A 22,891-nucleotide genomic window follows, 5' to 3' on the forward strand; every position below is an offset into this window, starting at 1 on the left:
TCGCCTTACGGCTTCGCACAGACCTGTGTTTTTGCTAAACAGTCGCTTGGGCCTTTTCACTGCGGCCCCCTCGTGCTATTCACACTACCGGGGCAAAAAGAGAACCTCACAGTATGCTCAATGGCATATATTTAGGTTCTCCCTCTTACCTTATTTACTTTTAATTGAATTGTTTATACGTTCAAATCTAGGAAAGTATCTTTGATGATAGATAAAAAAGGGTTAATAATGACAATTCTGCATACGTATGCTACTGATCCCGCGACACTAAATAATACCATAGAATCCATATAGATCAGACAAACTGAATTTTATACCAAGTGTGTCTAGCTGACTTCTTCTTTTCTCATAAAATACTCTCAGTATCTCACGTTTGTCCTTTGACCTTGCATGATGGACCATCCTATGACAATTAGGACATAGGGAAAGTATATTACTTTCTGTGTCGATCGAGTTTATGTACTCATTCTGTAATTTCATAGGAATTAGATGGTGTGCTTCTACATAATTCTTCTTACTCACACTTAAAGTAAACGTTATATGACCTTCATCAAATTCACTCTTAAAATTTGCATGTTGTTCTCTATATGGAAACATTAACCGCCCCCACACTTTATAGTGGGAACGGCTATTTTCCTTACTACGCTGAAAAATTGCTTAACCTGAATTTTATTGCCTAAAGTCAACATATTCCATAATGAACGATCTAGAGTGTATTGATCAGATAAGATGTGGGCGAACTCTTATAAAGTTCAGAAGCAAAATATTCGCCATTAAACTTTGTCACAGCCCCTGTAGATTTATTACGATATCCATACACACGGATGCCTACTCCGGTGCCTGAGATTTCAGAAGGACTGTTAGCTTTTGTAAATCCATAACCATATGCAAAGACAATCTCACTGGTAGAGGAATTGATAGTAGTGTAAAGACTTCCACTCGAGTTATAAATGTTGATAGACTGACGAAGCGTGTAATAAGAACCTGAACCGGCTCCACTAGCATTACATTTATTCCAAACATTACAGTTCATAGAGTCAAGACGAATTAGACGATGATAAAACCCACCCGGATGAAGTTGGACTTTGGATTCATTAGAAGCAAGAACGGGACAAGAAACTGTAGCCCATGAGTTAGCTAATCGGTTCCATGTGTACATCGTTTCCTTGTTCGTATCGTTCTGGAAAAACAATTGTCCATCATCTACAGAAATGGTTTCATTCACATTAAGATAACCTTCATTACCTTCATATACATATACCCACATAATTTATTCTCCTCCTTGTATTTTATACAGATAGAATTAAATAGAAATTCTAGTGAAGTTAATTAGTAGGGCTAACTTTCGAACAGCATAGCCCTTACTGTTCGAAAGCTACTAATTAACTCTAAATACACTATATCATATTACGTAACGTTACGCAATATAAATACATAATTAATTCTTATCCCCTCTTTCTATCCTCTATAATGTAAAAATGTTACAATGAGTTCATTCTTAAGTACAGGAGGAACTACATGTTTTCATCAAAAAAGAAATTACTCGTAGGATTGATTTCGTGTTTAGTTGTCATCATTGGCGTATACGCTCTTTTTAAAAACGATTCAAGTATTGAGAATATTGAGTCTCCATTACCTGAAGAACCTTCATCAGAATCCATCAATAAAAATTATAGTGTAAAGAAGCCGATAACGAGTACCGAAGATATTACTATAATTTTTACTGGTACAGGTGAGGTACCAGCAAACTTCGATGCTTTTATTGATAAGAACCAAGCTCTTTTAGAGGCTATTACTACTGAAGAAGATGTAGAGTCACTGCTCCCCTACTTACACAGTAGAATAAACAGTGTTGGAATTGAAGATGGAGATGGATATAAATGGCTTTTAAAAGACGGTGTTGAGGGCAAAAACGCATGGGATGCTTTGCTAGGCAAACGGTGGATAAATCCTAATCTATATTTGAGGCTTTCTGAAGCTGCTAATGATTCCGAAATTTCTAAAGACTTCAATAACATATCGTTACTAGCAGAAATCGTAAATCAAAAGAAAGACCCACAGGCAGTAGTCTATATTCATCAAATTCTTCATGATTTAGATGAGTGGGTGTTTGGCAATAATGCATCCGAAGAAAAAGTAAGTCATTTTGGTGTGACAAACAGCGAAAATGGACCACATAAGCAGCTAATCGAGGAATACATTCAACAAGAGCAATAATAGATAGCAAAGCTTAAAAACTAACAGACACTTCATATTTGGGCAGGTGCGGATGCCAAGCACACAGGAATTCTCTAGGGGATTCGCACCTCGAAATTTGTCGAAAACCTCTCTTTTTTACCTTTTGGCAAAATAGACATCATCTAGAACGATAAAATGAGCAAGTTACTTAAGAGAAAGTGTCGGAGTAACGTAAACTCATCACAAAAAGCGAAGAGATAACGCTATTTTTTACTGTCGCACTCCGTATGGAGTGCGTGGATTGAAATCTATTATGATACATTACGGAGTCGATGTTTGGAGTCGCACTCCGTATGGAGTGCGTGGATTGAAATCATATCCATAACGACAACCATCTCATGTATTTCATGTCGCACTCCGTATGGAGTGCGTGGATTGAAATCACATATCCTCGAACGGATCGAAACTGATCACGTCGCACTCCGTATGGAGTGCGTGGATTGAAATCGAAGAACTGCTCCGCCTCCATCACCTGCGTGTGGTCGCACTCCGTATGGAGTGCGTGGATTGAAATAACAATCCGGGCACGTTGATGCAGCTCGCGTATAAGTCGCACTCCGTATGGAGTGCGTGGATTGAAATTTGATAGCATCCTGCCGATCACTCCTTATAGACAAGTCGCACTCCGTATGGAGTGCGTGGATTGAAATATTCCCTCGCCCCTCTATCTCTATATATTGTGACAGTCGGTATGTATGGAGTCGTGGAATAGAATGTCCCCCTTTTCTTCACCTCTTTATTTGTACTTTTATAATATGAAGATAGTTAGTTAAGGCTATTACTGTGGATTAGGTTGAATAATATGGAAGTACGTACGTTACAATGCTAATCACTTTTTACTCCGCTTGTATTTTAACGTCCCCAGTGTACACAGTTCAATCAGGTTCTTTTCCTTTTACATAATATAAAGTTACTATTCATATTCAGCCTGAACAATCTGTACCTCAAACAATTTGCTAAACTTATCCAAGGATATATATAGCGTATTGTAACGTTATGTTGTATAATATTGAAAAGATCAGTTCAAAAGGAATATTATTACTTTTTTCGATTCAACTAAGTTTTTAATTGTTAAACGAAATCATATTATTACTTATTTAGGAACATATTTAAATTAATATCAATACTGTAACCTTTGAATCCGAAACATTTCCTTTACTCCATACGTAAAAATTATACTACTCAGGAAATATAACCCTTAACATGAGAACACATGTTTGGTATAATGAGTAAGCCTAGTACATAAACGGTACTACAAAAAAGGGGGCAAAGTTTTATGTTAATTGAAGAGAACCAGTTTTTGAAAAACAACTATAAGCTGCTAGAAACTTGCTTATCCGAAAGCGTATACCAACAAATATTGGAGTTAATCGAGGGGAGTCCTTCTTCCTTTTTTCATTGGAAAGTAATAGAAGAGAAGCCTAACGTGGATGTTTACTTAATTGAACAAAATACATTAGAAAAGTATACCGTTTGTCACCTTTTTTCTTTTGATCAAATAGGAAGAGACTTTTCATACCAAAGCCTCCCCCTAAAACAGATGAATTTCTTTATTCAATTTGCTTCCCGACTTGATATTACTTAGAATTGCTTTCTTTCTCCTTAGTAACACGTTCATATTCCTCTTCAATTGTCCTGGACAGCAAATCTGTTGCCGTCATGTTCATTTTTTTCGCAGCTTCAGCAAGTTGTTTTTTTATATACACTGGTACATCATAATGGAATTTTACTTTGTTGCCGTATGCCATTGATTGCTCCTCCTATCCAATAATTTCTTGATATTTTTTTTCAATAATACGTATCAACAGTTGGGTAGCAGACATCTCTTGTAATGCGGCAGCTTCAATTAATTTTTCTTTAATTTCTGGTTGGAATTCATAAGGTAACTTCAATTTTGGTTCAACCATCCGGCCTTCTAATGTCTTTTCAGCATCTATGGAGAGTTTCACTAATTCTTCTAGAGAAGAATCGTTAGAGGCCTCTCTTCCATATTTAGGCAAAACACGGATTAGGTATTGTTTTAAAGAATTCTGGTTATCTTCTGGAATCTCAATTCTCAAACCCTCATTCTCAACTTTAAGATCACAATCCACATTGTAGCCAAATAAGTTAATGTTATATTTCATATTTACCCTCCTATTCACCTTAGGTTATTATATAGTGATTCGTTACGTATCACAATATATAATAACTATACTTTTATATTATTTTCGCTTTAAGTAAATTGAATTATACTTGTAATTTCAATATTATTCCTTATTAATTATAAACTACGTGAAGTTTTAATTTTCTAAGCTATACACAAAAATATTTTACATTAGAATTGCTTGAAAAAACGAATTCTAAATCTTAACCTATCTCTTAGAATCCAAAAATAACAACCTATAATATTGCGTTACGTTACGTTATATTATATAATATAAGTAGAAAGAAAGCACGTTATAAGATAACGGGGATTTATCTTATAACGTGCATATCCCTCTTCTTTCGAATCGCTGGCCCATGGACTGATTAAAAAGTCTTTATATTAGTTTTCACCAGGAATTGAGCATGTTATTGTGCTGTAGCAATCAGTAAACAATTTTATGGTTACGCAAGGCTCCCGTTAGTACAGAAGCTTTGCTATTAAAATGCTAAAGGAGAAGGTGATGATGGAAAATTTTTCACTCGAAACGATTGGTCAGTTAATCGGCACTGTGGGTTTTCCAAGTCTAGTCGCAATCATTTTGCTTCGATCAGTTTTAGGTAACTTCAATAGTCGATTAGACACTTTGGATAAACGACTTGTACAGTTAAACAAATCTATCGTCATGGTTGCTAAAACATTAAATCAGGTCTCAAAAGAAGAAGCTGTCATTTTAAATGATCCTGATGCTTCACCAAATGTTAGTGAACGAAAGAATTAAACTCCAGCAAAGATCGGCTCATATGTAGCCGATTCTTTGATGTATAAGCCTACTTTGTAATTTAACCTGATTAGACACAAGGTAAAGCAAATCGCCCAATTAGCTTTCAATCAAACTGATAAGTGTATTCATATTTTCTTCAATGTGACACAGATCAATGAAAAATAATTTAACCCAAACCTGATCATTACTTTTAAAAGCAAGATTCTGCATCAGCTCTTCCTGAATTGGGTATAATAACCACACTTCATGTGCTGAGTACTTTTTAGCATAAGCATACATCTGATACATGTCGCTTTGGGCTATGCCATAGTTAGATTTGCTTTGAGCATTAAGTCGTTTCCACTTAGTATCTAATATGATTGTTCTGCTTCCATCCTTCTTTTCCAGCACAATATCAGGTTTCATTGCAAACTGATTTTCAAACAGATAATATCTATGATCCTGTAAGGATATATTCCAATCTCTATCCTGTACAGCCCTTCTAAGTCTATTCCCTACAAAAGATTCAAATACTTTCTCCATAGGAAAGAGCAGTGCTCGTCCGTGAGTCACCCCTGAGAAGGTTGTGAGGCTCTTGTTAGAAAGAAAAACCTTGGACCATTTCATTAACGCAGTATATTCATACGAATTTCGATTCACTACTACTTGGCTGAAATCCTTTTCATATTGGTTTGACGCTTCAACCCTCTCAAAACCTGATAACATCTGCTTCATTTCTTTAATGTTTTCTAAACTTTTCGCTTTCTTCAACAATATCAACAATGTTGCTTTGATCAATCGATTTTCAGCTCTATTTATGCTGAATTCATCGTATTGTACGTAAAACCGCTCTTTATGAATCACATTTTGTTTGATATGTTCATTTATGAGAAGTTTCCCTTTGTAATACTGATTGTTATCTTCTATGGCGTGATAAGCACCTTGTAACCCCTTCTTCAATAGACTTCGTAATTCAAGTATATAAAGCTTGATGAATATCTCATATAAATCCATTTTATCAACGCTTAAGTTGGTTTCATTAAAAATTTTACTAGGGAAATCTTTCATACTTTTCAACATTCGTAAAAAAATTATTTTAGTATCATATCCTTGCCTAACTTCAATTTTAGGCAATATTTGAATTTGTGTGCCACTCTTCAATTGAACTATACCCACATAGTTTTTTGCACGTATAACCTTACCAACATTTCGTAGCGTAGTGATACTGAAGAAATCAATTGCATCTGCATCTTTATTATTGAAGGTTAACACCAAATTCTCTAAGTCTGAAAAGGATTTATCATCCAAATATTTATACTTACTATCATGAATGTATTCTTTGTTACAGGTAATAACATCATGTTCTTTGATCTCTAAAATTTTCCCCATGCGTTCTCCACTTTTCATTCATAAATTTGAATGTAGCTTTCCTCTTTTGAAAATGCAACCTTTTGGATACTGTACTTAGTCTCAGGCAAGTCAATATCAACAGTGCCTTTAAATAAATCATTTAATTTCAATGTCTCATCTTTAATAAATTTATATGGATCATCTTTAGCGTTGTCACCAAGTACCAATTGAATTTTACTGTAATCATCGTAAAAGTATTCCTGCATTAAAGGTATAATTGTATTCATGAAGATATCTCCCAATTTGCTGAGAGAGGGCTCTTGAAAAAGTGGGGTGAAATAAGCGTGCCCTATTGTGTGTTCTCTGTCATATAATGATTCTATGCGTAGGTTAATGGCGGTTAGCATTCTCTTCAAATCTATTCTCCCCAGATTTATACAGGATAGCACTTCTGCTTTTGGCATCATTTCTATAAATTCAAATCTTCTCCTAAGTGCTGTATCCATTAAAGCAATAGATCTATCAGCTGTGTTCATTGTTCCTAGAATGTATATGTTACTAGGTACACCAAACGGAATACCCGAATAAGGTAAGGTCGCTGTAATCGCTTCTTTTTCTCCTAATCGTTTTGTTGACTCAATTAATGTAATCAATTCCCCGAATATTTTAGAAACATTGCCTCTGTTGATTTCATCAATTATAAAAACATACTTATCCTTGTTTTCTTCAATATGAACATCTTTATTCGCAGTATGTCGGCTAATCATTTGTAGCACTGAAGCAATATTAATTTTAAGCCGGTAAACAGTAGAACTTGTTAGTCGGATTCCTTGATTCATAGCCACAATGTTCTCTTTAATTCCGGTTGCAATCCATTGGACGGTTCTACTTCTAGGATACTTATCACCATCATCAAGCCATTCGGCGTCTCCAGTGACAATACCTATTCCATCAATATGTTCTTTGTCCAGAAGAGTTAAAACGATATCTCCTATTTTCATTTCATGTTGAAAATACAAGAGTATACTTTTTTCTTTCATTGTTTTAAAATCAGACTCCTCAGACAACACCTTATCTTTCCAGTCCCAACCGATTCGTATCCGATTATTTGTAAAGCAGTCCTCTTTCACCTCATTTTGACCACTGCCCTTTAAAGATACTTTCCAAACGGTTGGGTTGGAACGTATGTCGGCTGACACAGTTTGAACATTAAATTGTTGTGCATCATCGCAGAATCGCTTGAACACTCCTGCTTCAATTTTATATTCAAGCCCATCTAACGCCCCTTCCGCATCCATAGCAAGTCGAGGTTTAATGCCTTCAATAAATTCTTCATAGCTATAGGACTGGTGGAATGTGGTGAAGCTAATTTTCCCATTCGTCTTATATTCACAATATCTTTCGAAGACCGCGTCATAGTCCTCTTGATAAACATGGGACATGGGCTTATCTTCAATGATGGCAACCGCATAGAGTACAGTATGGTATGTTTTCCCTGTCCCTGGAGGACCAAACAGGATCTTATTTTTATTCCCATAGTTCATAATGTTATTCCTTTCTTCTTTTAAGCTTTCAATATTCTCACCCTTTGTAACTGAGGTAGTTTTCTTATTGTTATATACCAAATCATAATACGGTAATAGCGCTTCTATCGACTTTAACATTTCTTCAATCAACTCTTCATTGGTGTTAAAATCCTCTCGATATATGACACGAGCTAACTGAATTTTCTTGTATGTTCCTTTTTTAATGAGTTCCTTTAATTCAGCTGTCGAAAGATTTAGTTCCTGCATGATTGACTTTGAACTATTCCCCCCGTGTATGTACACTAATTTTTCAGATGCTCCTCGGATATCCTTATTCAATATATTGTGATGCTTTGTATAATGCTCCGGTTTGCTCTTTTCTTCATTTAACTCTACTGAGAATCTAAATCTAGCTCTATGGTCAGTCAATTCAGCAAATAAAGATAAAGTCGTCGGTCCTTCATTACCCTTGACATGAAGCTGCCTCCACAAATAGCCCCTAACTTTTTGATTGCTTCCATCCAACCATTTTGATTGCCCTGTTTTATTGAGTTGGAACTTGCTTTCACATAATTCCGCCATCTTATCTAAATGCTGAACTGCAGCAGTACCTGCACGTTGAATCTCTATTAGCTTCGTTTTATTAGATAAATCCGCTCTCTCAAGCTTCTCGTAAGGCTCTCCTGCATATTGTTCCAAATACTCTAAAATAGAAATACAATCAATATCTTTGGACAATTTTTGTGAACCATATAATGCAGTATATGGGCCTTCAACAAAGCCCACTAATTCTTGAATACTTTTATATTCATTTGATACTTGAACCCTATCTTGTAAGTACAAATTATCTGGGCGTTCTTTTTCAAAATTAAATTCTCCATGAAAGGATAGCCTTCTTGTTGCGCCCTCTTCACACATATAGTTGTATGTGCTTTGATTGTGATTTCCGTTATACCATTGAGAAATGGCTGCCTGATCAACTTTTACAGAACTAATCGTTTGGGCTTTTTGTCGAATTAAAGATTGTTTAAAATACATCATATCTTTTGTAGGTGAATGCGTACTCATATATCTTTCGTATGCCATAATAACCACTGCCAACCAAACTGACACTTTAATATCATATCTCTTGTCATCCACTACAAGCCCACCCCCATATAGTCTAAACAGTTCCATGTTATCTTCTCAAATAATGGTTATTAATAAGAAAGGGGCCAAGGAATCTCTCCTCGGCCCCTCACTTGTTCAGTGCTTCTGCTACTATTTCAATAGTACTACATTTGGAAATATCTATCAATCCACAACGCCTCCTTAGTCATAATCAATTTTTACTGTTCAGTCATAAGTCTTAGTAACCCTGCATAGACTGGAATGGTTTATTGGTTGAATAATTTCCACTATAAAGATTTCAATGTCGATTTTGAAGCAACCAATATTTTTCCATTTCTCAACTATATACGTTATAATATGATAAATACTAAATGGAGGCCAATTTGATGAAGCTTAAATTCAACCTAGAATTTGAAGATCTTGTTGATTTGCAAAAGAATGTCGTTCTGAAATCGAGTCAACATCGAAAATACAGATGGATTATGTTATTTCTTTTTACTGTTTTACTTTTTGTTACGGTTTTGAGAGCTTCTGTATCCCCTATAAGTTTAGGAATCATTTTATTTTTTATTATTACTTTCCCGTTTGTTTTCACTAAATTATCAATTTATTCGTTAATCAGAACCTTAAAGAAGCAAAATTTGAGTATGCTTGTGGGCAATAACCTTCTTTTTCTTAATGACGAAGGAATTGTAAGGAGTACTGAGACTGCAAATTCCTCATTCAAATGGAATGACTTTAAAATCATAAGACAAGATGCAGACCACTATTTTCTATATGTATCTGATTTACAAGCTGTTATCATTCCTAAAAGAGCTCTAGATACTGAAGAGACTACTAGAGAATTTAAATATTTTCTTGAGAAATATCTTCTCCCTATATCAGAAAAATCTAGATAGCATTATATCAGTAGTAAATAAAGAAGCAGACGATGAAATCAACATCGTCCGCTTCTTTATTTTAGTCAAGTCCATTATGCGTTACCATCGTCTCCATTACTGAAGATCCCTGCAAGAAAGGCAATGATAGCCGTTGCTGTTCCATAAGCTATACCACCCACTCCAATGGCAGGAGCCATAATGGCGGCAGCTATGATCGCAGCAACTATTGCAGCACCACCCACAATATACGCGAGTGTATCGTAATTCGGATTTTGATCGGTAGAAACATGTTTAAACGTATATACTACAGTTACTTCAAGCGTCGCCTTCGTTCCATCAAAAAGCGGGATCTCATTTTTGAAAACTTTAATCTCCATGACAAGCTTATTACCTTGTGGAGTTGTACTAATTGCAAGAATACCATTCTCCACTGATAATGAAACATTATTCAAGAAGTTTTTAAAGTCTTTGACTTCTTCTACTGATAGTTTTGTTTCTGTACTCCCCAAGATATTCTCAGCAGAAACACCCAATTTGCCGTTTGTGATATTAATCTTGTGCATATTATTTCCTGTAAACTCGTATTCCGTTTGAGTCGTAACGTCGATATCCACCATTGTTGATGAGAATACTCGCTGCGTCGTATTAAATACAAAATTGGTAGAGTACAAAGATGGTGTATCTTTTAGAATAGGGAATGAAGAAATCATATCAAGCCAAGCTGTAAAGAGAGCTTCTCTTTTCAAATCAGCAGGCGGTGTTACGGAGGAGACACCTGTATCTCTACCGGAATAAGCATTTTTATCAATAGCTAGCTTTCCATCCCCTGAACCAATGGAGGTTTCGAAGAACTGATCAAATGCCCAGTTATCAGGCATTGGGAATCCTAAGTTACCACTAAATCCTGTAGACATATCTGAAACAAAACTGTAATCCGTTTTAGCCTTCAGATCGTTCGCTGTGCGTATGCATGTATTTCTAGCGCCATAAATACCAACCTTGTATGCTGGCATCCCACCTAAATCAGCAAGTGTCTCAAACACTTCTCTAATCTCACGGAAATAAGGGATTAATTTCTCTGTAACTTCATAATCGTATGCATCATAATCGACCGCAAAATATATTGTAGTACCTGAGCCGAACCCCAAGGACCGAGCGGCCAGATGGGCTTTATGTGCATCCGTTTTACCTTGTCCCGTGACAAAATGTGTTGCCCGATGTCCACCATCTTGATAGATGGGAAAAACTCGTAATCCCCTATTAAATATAATTTGTAATTCTTGCGCTGTCATTGCTTTAGAACGCACTCCACCATTGCCTGTGGATACATTACCAGTCAAATACCGCCCCACTACCTTATAGCCATTGCTCACTAAAGTATTTACATGTGCCGCTGTCAAAATTGTAGAGGCGTCACACGCAGTAGCACTTCTGTTGGTGTCCCCGTTACTAGTCATTAACTGTTTTATAGTAGACATATTGGCTACCCCGGTAACTGGGAGCATCATGAACGTTTGAAACCTCTTTACAGCGTTCGTAACGCTTGAATCATAAACACCATCAAAATCACCTGTATCATACTCTGACCCATTACACACTAAAGCATACTGTAAGATACGCACAAACCCGCGAGGGCTATTAGACTCACTTAAGGTAGGGCACAAACTGATTGTACTTGGTCCGAAGTTACCATTCGCAACACCAACTGCCAATCCTTCTTCAGCCTGCAAAGCATAAATCAATGCTTTATTAGTCTCTCTAGAATAGATACCATCCGTAGGCATTAAACCAAAGTATCTATTGTAATCGCGATTCAAGTTTTGCTGTGCTCTCCGAATTGAAGCACTTCCTCCTCGGATGAGTGATAATTTATATGAACTCATATTAAGCAGTGCCTTCATCAAAGCTGCGTTTACGATACCATCTTGTACGGCTAAGCCGACATCACTCTGTAGTTCCTTCACGGTTTTTTCAGTACCATCAAAGAAATTTCCCGTAAATCCACCTGGATTGTAACCCTTACAAAACAAAGCTCCTTGTAGAATAAAATTGAGGTTGTTTGTAGGAGCCCCTGTACTTTGTTTACTTATTGGTTGAAAGAGGCTTTCGGTTTTTGGACCGAAAGTATCTGATGTTTCTGCTCCAGGAATCCCAAGTTCAAGTTGTAATGCGCGAATCAATGAATAGATCGTGCTCCAACCCGTCAAACCGTCTGCAGTTACTCGTGTAAAACCTAGGCGATCGCCATATGTGTTATTAAGCCATACTTGTGTTTGCAGTACTCTTGCATCCATGTATATTACCTACTTTCTTTTTTGTATTAATAAAGAAAAATAGCGTTTTACAACTTTACATTTTCATAGCTGATTTTAAAAAAAAAAATTTTCGCATAAATATGAGGGATTTAAACCGGATCGAGTAAATCCCCTTTACTTGATCCGACCTAACATATCTATGACTTATTTATATTATAATATATAACGTTACGTTACGCAACATTTTATTTGCTTAGTCTCCCATTATGAATCTCTCCCTCATGCTACTCGCTCTAGTTAAGTACCACTAACGAGTAAAGTTCATCCTTCTGTTCTACAAACTCCCCAATTCACGCTTAGCCGTGGTTGCAAAATCTCCACGAGTAATCTTTTTAACAAAATGTGCCGTCTGCATTACCTTTCAAGTTGCCAAAAGTTATCAAGATTTTGATTACTTCTTCAGCAAATTTTCCGGAGATATCCCAGAAGTTCGTATTGTTCTCAATTTAGTTTCTTTACCATCTTCAGACTCTTCACCTTTTGTAGTGTCGACTGCAGGAGTTGTGGTTCTTTCCCGTACGGTACCACAATTTTGTATGTAAATTCAGTTATACGAGATTCTCAGGATGTGAAAGCTTACGAACCAATGTTGTTGCCTCCAAAGTGGCAGGATCGCTTGTCGCTTTGGAAGCAACAACTGTAAAGTATAGGAAATACCCTGAGACAAACTTTTGTCAATAAAGTACCTAAAATCCTACGTACATACCCAGAGGAGTTCCTAAACTTTTCTATCTATGATTGTGACTTGTCCACTTCTTCGCTATGCTTTAGTAAAGCGTTGAGTATTTTCTCCTGTGTTCTTGGGCCAACTCGTCTAATGCAATTAAAACTAAACACCGTTAACTCTAGTAATTGATGTACTTTATGATATCCATTCTTAGCTAAAATATTTGCAATTCTTATGTATTCTATTTCTTCTTGAGGAAAAAAGACTTTTAACTCCTTAGTCAAGTCTTGAACAGGTAGTTTAATAAAATTTTTCAGAGGAACTAATGCATTCTTAGAATCATAGATCCAAGATAGCTTCGTATTCGCTTTAGTAGGTTCGGGGCAAGCAAGTTTCATGAGTTTATTTTGAAGCTCAAGAATATTTGGTGGATTATTTGGATTCTTATCGATTAGCAAATTAAGAAACTCAATTTCTTTCGGTGTAAAAATAGACATGTTACACAAATTCCTCCTTTTTTACTATTATAACACTTCAAACAATTTTATAACTAAGATCAAAGCGCATTCAAATCTTTTTCCAAACACCTAGATTTTTAATCGTTCCTACTGATGGATCGGTCAAAGCCACCAAATGTATATTGATCACAGAAATATAGCGCTTCGATCACTCTCATTTCGTTTCTGTACCGTCTACAGGAAAAAGCTCTCCGATAGAGCAATTCGTGAAAATTGTCGTGAATCGCATGATGAGTCACAGCTTATGACAATATTGCTGCAACGTTTGGTTTACCAGGCATGAAACCCTTCGAGAAGATCGGGCGCAAATATTAGGAAGTTTTCCGACAAAAATTGGTTTTGTGCGTACAAAGTACGTACTGAGAAAAGGAGACACCGCATTTTCTTCGAGATGGGTTCTTCGGTATAGATTGTAGAATAGGAACGACATGGTTTTGGGCATCTTTTCACGAAAGGGTATATCGAATTATGAACCGTTGCAGTGACGATGTACTCTCGGTAGGCATATGTCCAGTGTTCCCCTGTTCATGGAAATTCACGCACTCCATACGGAGTACGACCGGCTGCTAAAAAATAATGGAGGACCACATATATGATTTCAATCGGTACCATTGTAGGAATATGAAATACTATCACCCTTCCAATAACTAATGGACTTTAGAGCAGTTGGAGGTTTATCGTAGCCATTATCTGCTGTGAAGAAACCTCCGTTTACCCCAATATGTGGTTTTTGCTGCATTTGGGTGTTAATGATTTCTGGTTTTACCCTGGACAATTCGGTCTTGATAATTGCAAATTTGGTACCGCCACCTGTAACTTGTTTAAATTCCACTGTATATGGTAGGTTTGCTATAATTAGTTCTCTCCTTATCAAATTAAAAGTATTTAAGACGCTTGATTAAGGGGATACCCTATTCATAAAAAGTGCCCTTACTTTTTATGAATAGACTCGTTCGTTGCCTTAAATATATAATATAATATTGCGTACCGCAACGAAATATCGCATGCGTTGCGTTTTTTCCCTTTTAGCGAAGTCCTACTGGAGCTCATAAATCGGTATCCATTTTAAGAATTTGTACGAATTGGTAGGACACGAAGCTTTTCTGGAATATTAAAATGCCTCTCTAATGAATGTATGGGGCTTCTTACGATTTGATTCAAAAACAGCTCTAAAAACTCACAATTTCATCGTACTCTCTATTGCATTATTCATATAAATATTATCTTTTCTACTGCTTTTTTTCGCCAAAAAACATACGCAAAAAGGTTGATTTTCCCTTAACAGGGGAACGTTTGTTTGGTATAATAGAGAGACAGTATTACAGCTTCGGAAAATGATTAACAGGGGGTATTACATGTCAATTTACAAAACTAATTTTTCAGCAAACAACTTGAATCCGTTAAAATCATTCCTACCGACTAACGTATTCAGACATATTTCTGAGCTTAAGTCTGCGAGCCCCAATTCACAATATTTCTATAAAGAAATAAATAAAACACCTAATTTTTTCTTATGTTTAATTGAACAAAATCATATTGAAGCGTATACGCTTTGTCATCTCTATTCGTATGATCAAATTGGTGAAGATTATTCCTATCAGAGCCTAAGTCTAGACCAAGTAGATATCCTGACGCAATTCGTTTCTCAACTTAAAATCAGCTGATCCCTCTTTAGTTCGCTAATGTCTGTCTCCAACAATATACTTAGCTAACTCGGTGCCATTTTGTGTATATATATAAGCACAACACACCTACTCTATTTCAATCTTAGTAAATACAAAAGGGGATGTGTGAGATGCTCCCCATCAAGTAGACTTTACAAAAAATTAAAATAATTTAGCGGCCTTCGTCCTGAATTCATTGGGACTGAGGCCGCTTTGTTGTGCCTGTAACCGTTCGTCATTATAAAAGTGTATGTAGTTATCCTTGTCTTTTTGGAGTTCCTCAAAGATCCGTCAGGATGCAAGTAGTTCTTCTCACATATTACTTTAATCATCTCTAGATCGTCACCTTCATTACCTGCTTCATCAATGTACATATTGTGCTCCTCTTGTACTTGATTCCCACAAATCTCAATCCCGCCCTTTCTTACTCCTGGTGATCAAGTAGGAGTTACGCGTTAAATTCCTCCAAAATGCTTTCGAAGCATCATTGCACCACAACGGTATTAGAGCAGTTTGAACAGAATGATCATATTATCTCAACCTTATAGTTAAGGGGTAGAATAAAAAACTGTGAATTGGTTGTAATCCATTGTTTAAAAACACCTTTATATATGAGAACAACAAAATGGCCAATTTCTCACTGATCAGATCAAAAAATTATGTACTAAAGGGGAGAGATTCAGATGGCATACACATTCACATCTTATACTGCATCAAACGGTGTCGTTCTTCACACCATTAAAACTTCACCGTCTAATATTGTTATTCGTCACGTCGGTGCAACAACCGTTCCAGGTTCAGGTTTTTTTGGTATCAATGGTGGATTTTTTAACATGAGTACTGGGGATCTCTTGCAAATCGCAGTAAATAACGATGTACCGATTAAAGGGTCAAAGTCCGCGTATGGTAGCGGGTACACCAATTACGGGGATAAAGCTCGTGGTACGCTGGTATGGGATTTGAGTGAAAATGAGTTCTCTGTACAAGTAGTTAAGTCTGCCGCCGATTTAGCTGTAGTCAAACGTACAGCCTTCTGGGCACAAGGTGGAATTAGTATGAACCTAAACAGCGACAGTACTTGGGCATCTAAAGCAGATAATGAGAACATGCCTAACCGTACCGGCTCTGTGGAAAGATCCGGACTTGTTTACAACAATACGAAAAACATCTGGCTTGTTGTGACACCAACAAAATGCTCTGCAGAAGCTTTTAGAAAAGCGATCAAAGATAATGTTGGTTCTGGTACACTTGTTAATGGTATCTTTTTGGACGGTAGCGGTTCTTCCCAAATCAAATGTACTGAGAAATCTTACTCAGGGGATACTCGTAGTATCCATCAAATGGTTGCTTTGCGGTACGATTCTTAATTTATTCCATACTACATTAACAAATTAGTTTATCAAAAAAAGTCTATCCTTCGCGATAGACTTTTTTCAAATTTTGGTAACTAAATTTAATGCAATGACGTTTATTGTATATATACACTTGAGGAGGACTTCAAAAAAATGAAGAAAATAATTATTCACACTATGGTTGGTGTTCTATCAATGGGCATCTTATCTTCTTGTGGCAATAAATCAGACTCTGACGCTGTGAAAAACAATGCTACTACCACAGAGCAAACCGAACCTCAAAAAGAGAATAATACTAGCATAAAGACAGGTGTTTTCGTTGATTTGGAATCTATAGATAATCCTCTTTTCAACAAAGATATTAAAACACTACTGCAAACTACATTAAATTCATTGGCTAATAAAAAAGAACAAGAATTTCGAAGTGTTTTTAAAGATGAGATGACAGCGGATGCATTTATGTATTTGTTTGGAAAAGATTACGTATTTGATGAAATTGGAACTATTGAAGAAGACACCGAAGGAAGGATTGTTGCAGAGATTAAGGGGAAAGTTGTTTCTGATAATGAGGTCACAACGCCTAATTCATACTATTACTTTGTTAAAGATAAAAATGAGAAGTGGAATTTAGGCTCCATCGATTAATATTGAATATTTTAATGTCTCAGTTGGTAACCATTGACCATCTGAGACTCAATTATATTATAACTTTTATAAGATCAGGACTGGGACAACAGATGTTCCAGTGATCATCCACCGTTTTAATTTTAAACGTTTCGCAACTCACCATCATACACTACTTCTTCACAGCAAAAGCAAATATGTAAGAATTGTTGCTAACAGCTAGAATAAAAGAGGCTGTGAAAAATCTGTCTCTTTTATTCTACTAACACCAATTGAATTATAACAGTCTAATACTATCGAGGTTACTCTTCTTCGTTTAGAAAAACAAAACCACCGTCAAGAAGCCCCTGTAAATACTCGTCAAAGCTGTTTGCAATCACTTCATATTCGTCAGGGTCGTGTAAAAAGCGAACGATTTGACCGCATACACCTTCATCAGAAGGGTTAAAATCAATATATAGTCTAGATGTTCCACCATTATTCATACAGTCTGAAAAATGAATATACTTCCCTGGAAAAAGTCCCTCTGGATTTATCTTAGAGTCAACGGCATCCTCGTCATCTTCGTATTCTAAAAGGTATGAGACATCTTCCTCTTCTTTTGAACTTTCGAGCATCTGTTGAGTGGAGAGTAAATAATAAGGATATCTGCCTTCTTCAACATCTGAGCCTAAAATACAGACCGTGATTTCTTTTTCTCCATAATTCCTCCAATATGTACCATCCATACTTTCAAGTAATCCGATTAGTGATTCTGGACAATTTGGATATTCCGCCCTTAATGTATCAATATCTTCTTTTGTAGCACCCCACGCTGTATTTAGTGCCTCAAGTTCTTCTGTTGATAATGCTGCTTTCAAGCCATTTAAAAATCTGTTTACCAAATCCACTATGTTGTCCTCCCAATCATAAAATATAAATTAAATATAAACAGATACAGCCCAAGCACTTATTGGTAGGATACATCCGCCCCCTACAATATGCCAGTACATATTAAAATCAGTTTATCATTTCTCTCTAATTTTTGTCGGAAATGAAATACTTTTAGAGCTGACGTAGTTCCCATAGTGAATTACATCCGTTTAAATTCTAACATCAATTACAGTTTTGAAGTTTGCCTAATATCCGTAATGTTATTTGAAATATTGGTAGTAAAACAGGAAACTACTCTTCTCTCATCGTAGAGAAGCTTTTTATCTGTTCATCTTTAGAAAGTCTGAATATTTTTCATACATATCTAGCCACATCTAAAATTTGCTCCTGTCATACTACGTTCGATTATTATGACAATATGACTTCCTCAGCAATAATTATAAGGACAGAGTCTTTAATTTACATATCTAAGTACTTAGCTACTATATCCGTTTCCTAAGATTTGCACTTCTGAATTAAGATCCACATCTCAACCGCTAATGCAAAAAGAACTAGGGCATTCCTCCTCAGTTCTCTCAAAAATAGTTTTCCATCGCTTACTCCTCAAACTCATCATCATCCGGCGTCTGCATCTGTGATGATAAATAAGCGGAAGCTGTCATTACCTGCTGCATCGGGCTGCATAAAGCTAATAGTTTGCGCTTTTAACATTTGATTCTCCTCCTCCCAATTCAAGAACGTTTCCTTCCCTAGACCAGAGATCAATCTCTCATCTGTCGTAAAACGAACTTTGACACCCGGCATGTATTGCTTAGCCACTTCTTCCAAAAACGGTATTCTCGAATCTCCATCCGCTACAACAAAAATACGGGCAGGACGTTGATATTCCGACACATGATCAAATGCGTTCTGGATCTTTTGAAACCGATTCTTTACCTTACTGACCCAATCTGTTCCAATCCGTACAGTCTCCAACTAAAACGTACTTATTTGTCCGGCATCCCGAATCACTTCGAATGTAGCAGTGGAGTGATGCATCTGCCCATTCTGAAGCCGAAGGAGTGGCGTTCGTGCCAGCTAATTAGTCGATCAGTGTACGTGAGTTCACTGTAGAATTCAGCCGAAATCAGATCTTGGTAAATCGGTCCCATATCTGGACCCCGTCCAGGCTGAATCTCAATCGGTTGGAACCAGAATTCATCATTGAATTTTAGTTTAAGCAAAATCTCAGACGCCATAACACCCACTCTCGTTAAAGCATAGACAATCGGCTTCTTCCTTTCCGTTGGTCTTCGTTCATGTGGAATTGTTTGAACATCGAGTATGCACCTATCAGACAGATCATGACAGGTAAACTCATCAGAATGTATCCAAAACTGGCCATGGAATGGACAACCAGATACTCTTTGTCTGACTTGCAAAAACATCAAACAAATAATGCTACATATACCAGGGGGTGATCTCACAATAATGTGAAGCGAGGGCACCACCATTTAAAAGCGCTGAGATAATTCTCCCCTTCTCCCCCTTCCAGTTTAAGTACTTCTTGTGGTTCTTCTCTATAGGTTGGGCAATGGTGGAATATAGAATCGGTAAATTTAAAAAGAAAATCCCCCACCACATGAGATGATTATCTAGTGGAATAAATGGGATGCTCAGCAGATACACGATAACATCCGGCAGATTTTATGTTATTTTTCAAACTAACACTTTTCAGTCCACCATCTCAAGATTTGGTACCATCCGTCGTTTTGTGTTTTCTTAATTGTCCCTCTTCCACTCAATTGCTGATCTCAATATGGTCCTGATGATTGGCGAGTACGATAACACATGTTCCGAATTAGTTAGCGAAAAAATCTATATCGACTGTGTCAGTTCAGATTCTTTATCCATTAAATTCAAAATATAATAGTCTAGAAGTATTATTTACAAATTTTTATAATAGGAGTAAGATAATTATGTAAATTGTGTAACATATTATTAAATTAACTGCAAAGAAAGGAGGGGGGCAGATTGAATTTAAAACGACTTCTTGTTGCTACACTTACTGCAGCTGCAGTAATCGTGGTTATCTCTGCTTCAGTTTTCGGAGATAAATCCAACGAATCAAATGAACCTCATGCTGCCCAAGAAGCCCAGGAGTTATATCCAGTTAATGAATCTGGTCAAACTTATGGAAAATCTTTAGATCCATTAGTGGTACCTGACTTGATCTTGACGAAAGGGACTGATGGTAAGACAGGTTATGTACTTTCATCAGATCTTGTTGGTGCAGACCCTGCAACACCTGAAGAAGCGGTTAAACGACAGTTAGCACTAGAACAAGGCGGCCAAGTGATACCACTCTATGAAAAAGACGGTAAAACGGTTATAGGTCAGTTTAGAAGCACTAACTTTAAGAGCACTAACAATTAAATAAAACATACATCCTAGAGAATCCGCACAATTGACGTACTTTATTTCTATTTGTATTCATTACAATCATCTTTTTAACATCATACTAATGAATGGAGAGATTCTTTTGAAAAAATTATTCTCTGGATTTTCTAGGGTGCTATTGGCAGTATGTATAGTGGGTTCATTTAACCTTTCTTCTGCAAGTGCGGCAAACTCAGACAAACAGGAAGCTACCGTTAATGGGTATACATATGTGTACTATTCTCAGTCTAGCGATGCCGGTTCCACTAAGTTTTATGCATACACTACAATTGCTAGTAAATATTCGTCCGAGGAGATTCCGGCAGGTTACATGGGTGCTCAAGCAAGGGCATATGATTCCACGGATCAACTAAGAGCTTACGGAACGACTGAGTTTTCTCCTGCCAAACAGCTAGTTTTTACTACTTCTACTGGTACTGGTACCAAAGGAAGCTATTATAGTTATGGCCTTGTGAAGATGTATACAGGAAATGGATATACAACAAAGTATGCTTATAAATCACCTATTATCACCATAAATAGTTTAAAATCAAAACCAGAATATCAAGTAAACAAAAATGGTGAAACTTATGGTGCTGGTAACTTAGCAGCACTAATTGGCTATGAGCCCGATCTTATTGCAGCGAAAAATGATGAAGGCATAGAAGGATATGTTCGTTCAAAAGAACTTTTCCCTGACTATAGTTCCCCAGAGGAAGCATTAGCTGCGGAAAACAATACAGGATCGGTAAACCTCTATGATAAAGATGGCGAAACTGTCTTAGGAAGTTTTTACCAAACTTTAGTTGAAGAATGAGATTGGCATAAATTAAGACAATATGAAAAAAAGAAAGATCCATCATGGATCTTTCTTTTTTTGTATGCCCATTCACAAATGTTCCCCCCAGGTTGAAGTTTTAATTGTGTGGGAATATTCACTTTCTCTTCTAACATATTAGTTTTAATCCCTTACCAAGTTACGTATCTTGTTTTTCGAAAAAGAAAGACTGTTCTATAATGATCGAAGTATAAGGAAAAAATCACACGGAGAAATCAATAACATGTTTTTAAAAAAAATCTACTTGAACTCTACCCCTATCTTCGTAAACCTGGAATGACACTGGAAAAGAACCAGATTCTCTCTCTATTAAAAAGAGTATTTTTATGTACAACCTCTTCCTCCAGTTCAATATACATCTTTTGTATAAGCCAGTCCTGTCTGTGCAATGGCTTGGATTCTTTTTGCCCAATCAATCCATTCTGTGCTATTAACAACCCATCATTATGTTCAAATATTAGTAGTTTTAGGATCTCTTCTACTGGTAAACGAGCTGGAATATGAGTCCTAGTCCTATTGATTCTTGAGAAAACTTCTGAATAGCATTTGATTTAAAAATTCTAGATTTTCTAAATTCTCTAAATGATGAATCGGTGGAAATGGTCTCTCTGTCAGCCTTTGATACGCTTCTAACGGTCTAATATCAATGAAATAACTTATTGTAGGGTGGGGAAAATGGGGAATCAAACTTATCATAGGGTCAATATTAGCATCATAATGCAGACGCTGTGCAAAGAATATCATAAACATATCGATCTAGTACAAGTATCTTATTAGAATGATTCTGAAGCTTTTTATTCAATGTTTCCAACCAATCAATTAAAATACCATAGATATACACATTACCCATCTATGTTGGGAATGTATGAAAAGGGATCACCAAATTCATTCTAACAATATTTCTTCACAATCTCATTAACAACGTAATCAGGTTTACAGTATTCAGAATTATAACCTTTTTCCAAAAAGAGCTGTTGCTACTTTTTGAGCGTAAGTAGTCTTTCCTGAACCATCAATCCCGGGAAAATAAATAATAATTGTTCCCACCACTTTATTAAATTAAAGCTAATTTTTGGATGACTCGATTATTCTCATTACAGTAATAATAAACTTACTATTACTAGCTAATTCAATCCAACGATCAGTTCACTAGTTCTTACTCTCAGACATCGGAATAGTATTCCAGTCAGTTTCTACGTTTAAGCAGTTATTTCCTCTTTCTTACTCTAAACCCCTAATTTCCAAGGTATTAAAATTTGTACTTCTCTTTATATACAAATAATATGTATCAAGCCAAGTGCTTAAGGAGTGAAGCTTTATTTATGATCATCATCACCCTTGTTTTGATCAGTCTCTTGATTCTTATCTATTAAAGACGAAAGACGAGTAAAAAATAAATCCAATTAAATAGTGATAAATTAAAGCAAAAATTTAAAGAGTTTGATGAGAGTGATGAATGGATCAAAAAAGCACATTCTACGGCAATGTAGTGACCAGTTCCGAAATGTGGAGATCCTGTTGCAATCAAATACTCACTACATCCGGAAACATTGATAAAAGTTAGCATTATAAAAACCTGGCAACCTTTGACCAGTCGCATCGTCATCTACTCGGGACGCTGTACCTTTC

22 protein-coding genes and 1 CRISPR repeat array are annotated in these 22,891 nt (G+C 36.4%); of the genes, 8 read left to right on the top strand and 14 right to left on the bottom strand.

Annotated features, from left to right (window positions below; translation table 11 throughout):
- Nucleotides 1-267 precede the first annotated feature (267 nt).
- Entirely contained in the window at nucleotides 268-597 is a 330-nt protein-coding gene (locus BLS14_RS29905) for an HNH endonuclease (RefSeq protein ID WP_090955422.1), read from the bottom strand.
- Nucleotides 598-706: 109 nt separating this feature from the next.
- Complete coding sequence (locus BLS14_RS29910; protein WP_090955424.1) at nucleotides 707-1,267, bottom strand: hypothetical protein; 561 nt, start codon at nucleotides 1,265-1,267, stop codon at nucleotides 707-709.
- Between the two features lie 251 nt (nucleotides 1,268-1,518).
- Here BLS14_RS29910 and BLS14_RS29915 point away from each other — a divergent pair, with 251 nt between their 5' ends.
- A complete protein-coding gene (locus BLS14_RS29915; protein WP_090955426.1) occupies nucleotides 1,519-2,217 on the top strand; it encodes an RNA-binding protein in 699 nt (232 codons plus the stop codon).
- Between the two features lie 236 nt (nucleotides 2,218-2,453).
- Nucleotides 2,454-2,888: a CRISPR direct-repeat array (repeat unit 33 nt; unit sequence GTCGCACTCCGTATGGAGTGCGTGGATTGAAAT).
- A gap of 626 nt (nucleotides 2,889-3,514) precedes the next feature.
- On the top strand, nucleotides 3,515-3,823 hold the full coding sequence (locus BLS14_RS29920) for a hypothetical protein (RefSeq protein WP_090955428.1): 309 nt from the start codon (nucleotides 3,515-3,517) through the stop codon (nucleotides 3,821-3,823).
- On the opposite strand, the gene BLS14_RS32850 is transcribed toward BLS14_RS29920, so the two are convergent.
- Nucleotides 3,816-3,986 carry a hypothetical protein gene (locus BLS14_RS32850; protein ID WP_176854845.1) on the bottom strand — a complete coding sequence of 57 codons (171 nt, stop codon included), beginning with the start codon at nucleotides 3,984-3,986 and terminating at the stop codon, nucleotides 3,816-3,818. The two genes, BLS14_RS29920 and BLS14_RS32850, sit on opposite strands and share 8 nt — an antisense overlap.
- A gap of 12 nt (nucleotides 3,987-3,998) precedes the next feature.
- Nucleotides 3,999-4,364: a hypothetical protein gene (locus BLS14_RS29925; protein ID WP_090955429.1), complete on the bottom strand. Its 366-nt coding sequence runs from the start codon at nucleotides 4,362-4,364 to the stop codon at nucleotides 3,999-4,001.
- A gap of 525 nt (nucleotides 4,365-4,889) precedes the next feature.
- Here BLS14_RS29925 and BLS14_RS29930 point away from each other — a divergent pair.
- Nucleotides 4,890-5,144 (top strand): hypothetical protein, encoded by a 255-nt coding sequence (locus BLS14_RS29930; protein WP_090955431.1) that lies wholly within the window; start codon nucleotides 4,890-4,892, stop codon nucleotides 5,142-5,144.
- A gap of 99 nt (nucleotides 5,145-5,243) precedes the next feature.
- Here BLS14_RS29930 and BLS14_RS29935 read toward each other — a convergent pair whose 3' ends face one another.
- Together BLS14_RS29935 and BLS14_RS33390 are read right to left on the bottom strand one after the other, a co-directional pair.
- On the bottom strand, nucleotides 5,244-6,533 hold the full coding sequence (locus tag BLS14_RS29935; protein ID WP_256336749.1) for an McrC family protein: 1,290 nt from the start codon (nucleotides 6,531-6,533) through the stop codon (nucleotides 5,244-5,246).
- On the bottom strand, nucleotides 6,530-9,142 hold the full coding sequence (locus BLS14_RS33390; RefSeq protein WP_256336750.1) for an AAA family ATPase: 2,613 nt from the start codon (nucleotides 9,140-9,142) through the stop codon (nucleotides 6,530-6,532). The genes BLS14_RS29935 and BLS14_RS33390 overlap by 4 nt, the downstream gene beginning before the upstream one ends.
- 356 nt (nucleotides 9,143-9,498) lie before the next feature.
- Here BLS14_RS33390 and BLS14_RS29945 point away from each other — a divergent pair, with 356 nt between their 5' ends.
- Nucleotides 9,499-10,011: a YcxB family protein gene (locus BLS14_RS29945; RefSeq protein ID WP_176854848.1), complete on the top strand. Its 513-nt coding sequence runs from the start codon at nucleotides 9,499-9,501 to the stop codon at nucleotides 10,009-10,011.
- 74 nt (nucleotides 10,012-10,085) lie between these two features.
- On the opposite strand, the gene BLS14_RS29950 is transcribed toward BLS14_RS29945, so the two are convergent.
- From BLS14_RS29950 to BLS14_RS33645, 4 genes are all read right to left on the bottom strand, one after another.
- Nucleotides 10,086-12,287: a glycoside hydrolase domain-containing protein gene (locus BLS14_RS29950; protein ID WP_090955435.1), complete on the bottom strand. Its 2,202-nt coding sequence runs from the start codon at nucleotides 12,285-12,287 to the stop codon at nucleotides 10,086-10,088.
- 753 nt (nucleotides 12,288-13,040) lie between these two features.
- Nucleotides 13,041-13,472: a hypothetical protein gene (locus BLS14_RS29955; protein WP_090955437.1), complete on the bottom strand. Its 432-nt coding sequence runs from the start codon at nucleotides 13,470-13,472 to the stop codon at nucleotides 13,041-13,043.
- A gap of 619 nt (nucleotides 13,473-14,091) precedes the next feature.
- Entirely contained in the window at nucleotides 14,092-14,325 is a 234-nt protein-coding gene (locus BLS14_RS32855) for a hypothetical protein (protein ID WP_090955439.1), read from the bottom strand.
- Between the two features lie 994 nt (nucleotides 14,326-15,319).
- On the bottom strand, nucleotides 15,320-15,445 hold the full coding sequence (locus tag BLS14_RS33645; RefSeq protein WP_090955560.1) for an IS3 family transposase: 126 nt from the start codon (nucleotides 15,443-15,445) through the stop codon (nucleotides 15,320-15,322).
- 395 nt (nucleotides 15,446-15,840) lie between these two features.
- On the opposite strand from BLS14_RS33645, the gene BLS14_RS29975 reads away from it, so the two are divergent.
- Both BLS14_RS29975 and BLS14_RS29980 read left to right on the top strand, forming a co-directional pair.
- On the top strand, nucleotides 15,841-16,524 hold the full coding sequence (locus BLS14_RS29975; RefSeq protein ID WP_090955443.1) for a hypothetical protein: 684 nt from the start codon (nucleotides 15,841-15,843) through the stop codon (nucleotides 16,522-16,524).
- Nucleotides 16,525-16,662: 138 nt separating this feature from the next.
- Nucleotides 16,663-17,154: a hypothetical protein gene (locus tag BLS14_RS29980; protein ID WP_090955445.1), complete on the top strand. Its 492-nt coding sequence runs from the start codon at nucleotides 16,663-16,665 to the stop codon at nucleotides 17,152-17,154.
- Between the two features lie 281 nt (nucleotides 17,155-17,435).
- Here BLS14_RS29980 and BLS14_RS29985 read toward each other — a convergent pair whose 3' ends face one another.
- From BLS14_RS29985 to BLS14_RS32375, 3 genes are all read right to left on the bottom strand, one after another.
- Nucleotides 17,436-18,023: an SMI1/KNR4 family protein gene (locus BLS14_RS29985; RefSeq protein ID WP_090955447.1), complete on the bottom strand. Its 588-nt coding sequence runs from the start codon at nucleotides 18,021-18,023 to the stop codon at nucleotides 17,436-17,438.
- Between the two features lie 598 nt (nucleotides 18,024-18,621).
- A complete protein-coding gene (locus BLS14_RS29990) occupies nucleotides 18,622-18,900 on the bottom strand; it encodes a polysaccharide deacetylase family protein (RefSeq protein WP_143021602.1) in 279 nt (92 codons plus the stop codon).
- A gap of 113 nt (nucleotides 18,901-19,013) precedes the next feature.
- On the bottom strand, nucleotides 19,014-19,244 hold the full coding sequence (locus BLS14_RS32375; RefSeq protein ID WP_143021603.1) for a hypothetical protein: 231 nt from the start codon (nucleotides 19,242-19,244) through the stop codon (nucleotides 19,014-19,016).
- 775 nt (nucleotides 19,245-20,019) lie between these two features.
- On the opposite strand from BLS14_RS32375, the gene BLS14_RS30000 reads away from it, so the two are divergent.
- Together BLS14_RS30000 and BLS14_RS30005 are read left to right on the top strand one after the other, a co-directional pair.
- Entirely contained in the window at nucleotides 20,020-20,421 is a 402-nt protein-coding gene (locus BLS14_RS30000) for a hypothetical protein (RefSeq protein WP_090955452.1), read from the top strand.
- Nucleotides 20,422-20,527: 106 nt separating this feature from the next.
- Nucleotides 20,528-21,241, top strand: a complete 714-nt coding sequence (locus BLS14_RS30005) for an ATP-dependent Lon protease (protein WP_143021604.1) — start codon at nucleotides 20,528-20,530, stop codon at nucleotides 21,239-21,241.
- A gap of 369 nt (nucleotides 21,242-21,610) precedes the next feature.
- Here the strand turns inward: BLS14_RS30005 and BLS14_RS30010 are convergent, their stop codons facing one another.
- Complete coding sequence (locus BLS14_RS30010; protein ID WP_090955562.1) at nucleotides 21,611-21,679, bottom strand: NUDIX hydrolase N-terminal domain-containing protein; 69 nt, start codon at nucleotides 21,677-21,679, stop codon at nucleotides 21,611-21,613.
- Between the last annotated feature and the right edge of the window lie 1,212 nt (nucleotides 21,680-22,891).

This window comes from Paenibacillus sp. OK060 (assembly GCF_900101205.1).
Taxonomy (GTDB): Bacteria; Bacillota; Bacilli; order Paenibacillales; family Paenibacillaceae; genus Paenibacillus; species Paenibacillus marchantiae.

Excerpts from the sequence above, each read along its gene's own strand:
- BLS14_RS29905 (WP_090955422.1), bottom strand. The coding sequence starts at position 597 with ATGTTTCCATATAGAGAACAACATGCAAATTTTAAGAGTGAATTTGAT.
- BLS14_RS29910 (WP_090955424.1), bottom strand. The coding sequence starts at position 1,267 with ATGTGGGTATATGTATATGAAGGTAATGAAGGTTATCTTAATGTGAAT.
- BLS14_RS29915 (WP_090955426.1), top strand. The coding sequence starts at position 1,519 with ATGTTTTCATCAAAAAAGAAATTACTCGTAGGATTGATTTCGTGTTTA.
- BLS14_RS29920 (WP_090955428.1), top strand. The coding sequence starts at position 3,515 with ATGTTAATTGAAGAGAACCAGTTTTTGAAAAACAACTATAAGCTGCTA.
- BLS14_RS32850 (WP_176854845.1), bottom strand. The coding sequence starts at position 3,986 with ATGGCATACGGCAACAAAGTAAAATTCCATTATGATGTACCAGTGTAT.
- BLS14_RS29925 (WP_090955429.1), bottom strand. The coding sequence starts at position 4,364 with ATGAAATATAACATTAACTTATTTGGCTACAATGTGGATTGTGATCTT.
- BLS14_RS29930 (WP_090955431.1), top strand. The coding sequence starts at position 4,890 with ATGGAAAATTTTTCACTCGAAACGATTGGTCAGTTAATCGGCACTGTG.
- BLS14_RS29935 (WP_256336749.1), bottom strand. The coding sequence starts at position 6,533 with ATGAAAAGTGGAGAACGCATGGGGAAAATTTTAGAGATCAAAGAACAT.
- BLS14_RS29945 (WP_176854848.1), top strand. The coding sequence starts at position 9,499 with ATGAAGCTTAAATTCAACCTAGAATTTGAAGATCTTGTTGATTTGCAA.
- BLS14_RS29950 (WP_090955435.1), bottom strand. The coding sequence starts at position 12,287 with ATGGATGCAAGAGTACTGCAAACACAAGTATGGCTTAATAACACATAT.
- BLS14_RS29955 (WP_090955437.1), bottom strand. The coding sequence starts at position 13,472 with ATGTCTATTTTTACACCGAAAGAAATTGAGTTTCTTAATTTGCTAATC.
- BLS14_RS29975 (WP_090955443.1), top strand. The coding sequence starts at position 15,841 with ATGGCATACACATTCACATCTTATACTGCATCAAACGGTGTCGTTCTT.
- BLS14_RS29980 (WP_090955445.1), top strand. The coding sequence starts at position 16,663 with ATGAAGAAAATAATTATTCACACTATGGTTGGTGTTCTATCAATGGGC.
- BLS14_RS32375 (WP_143021603.1), bottom strand. The coding sequence starts at position 19,244 with ATGGCGTCTGAGATTTTGCTTAAACTAAAATTCAATGATGAATTCTGG.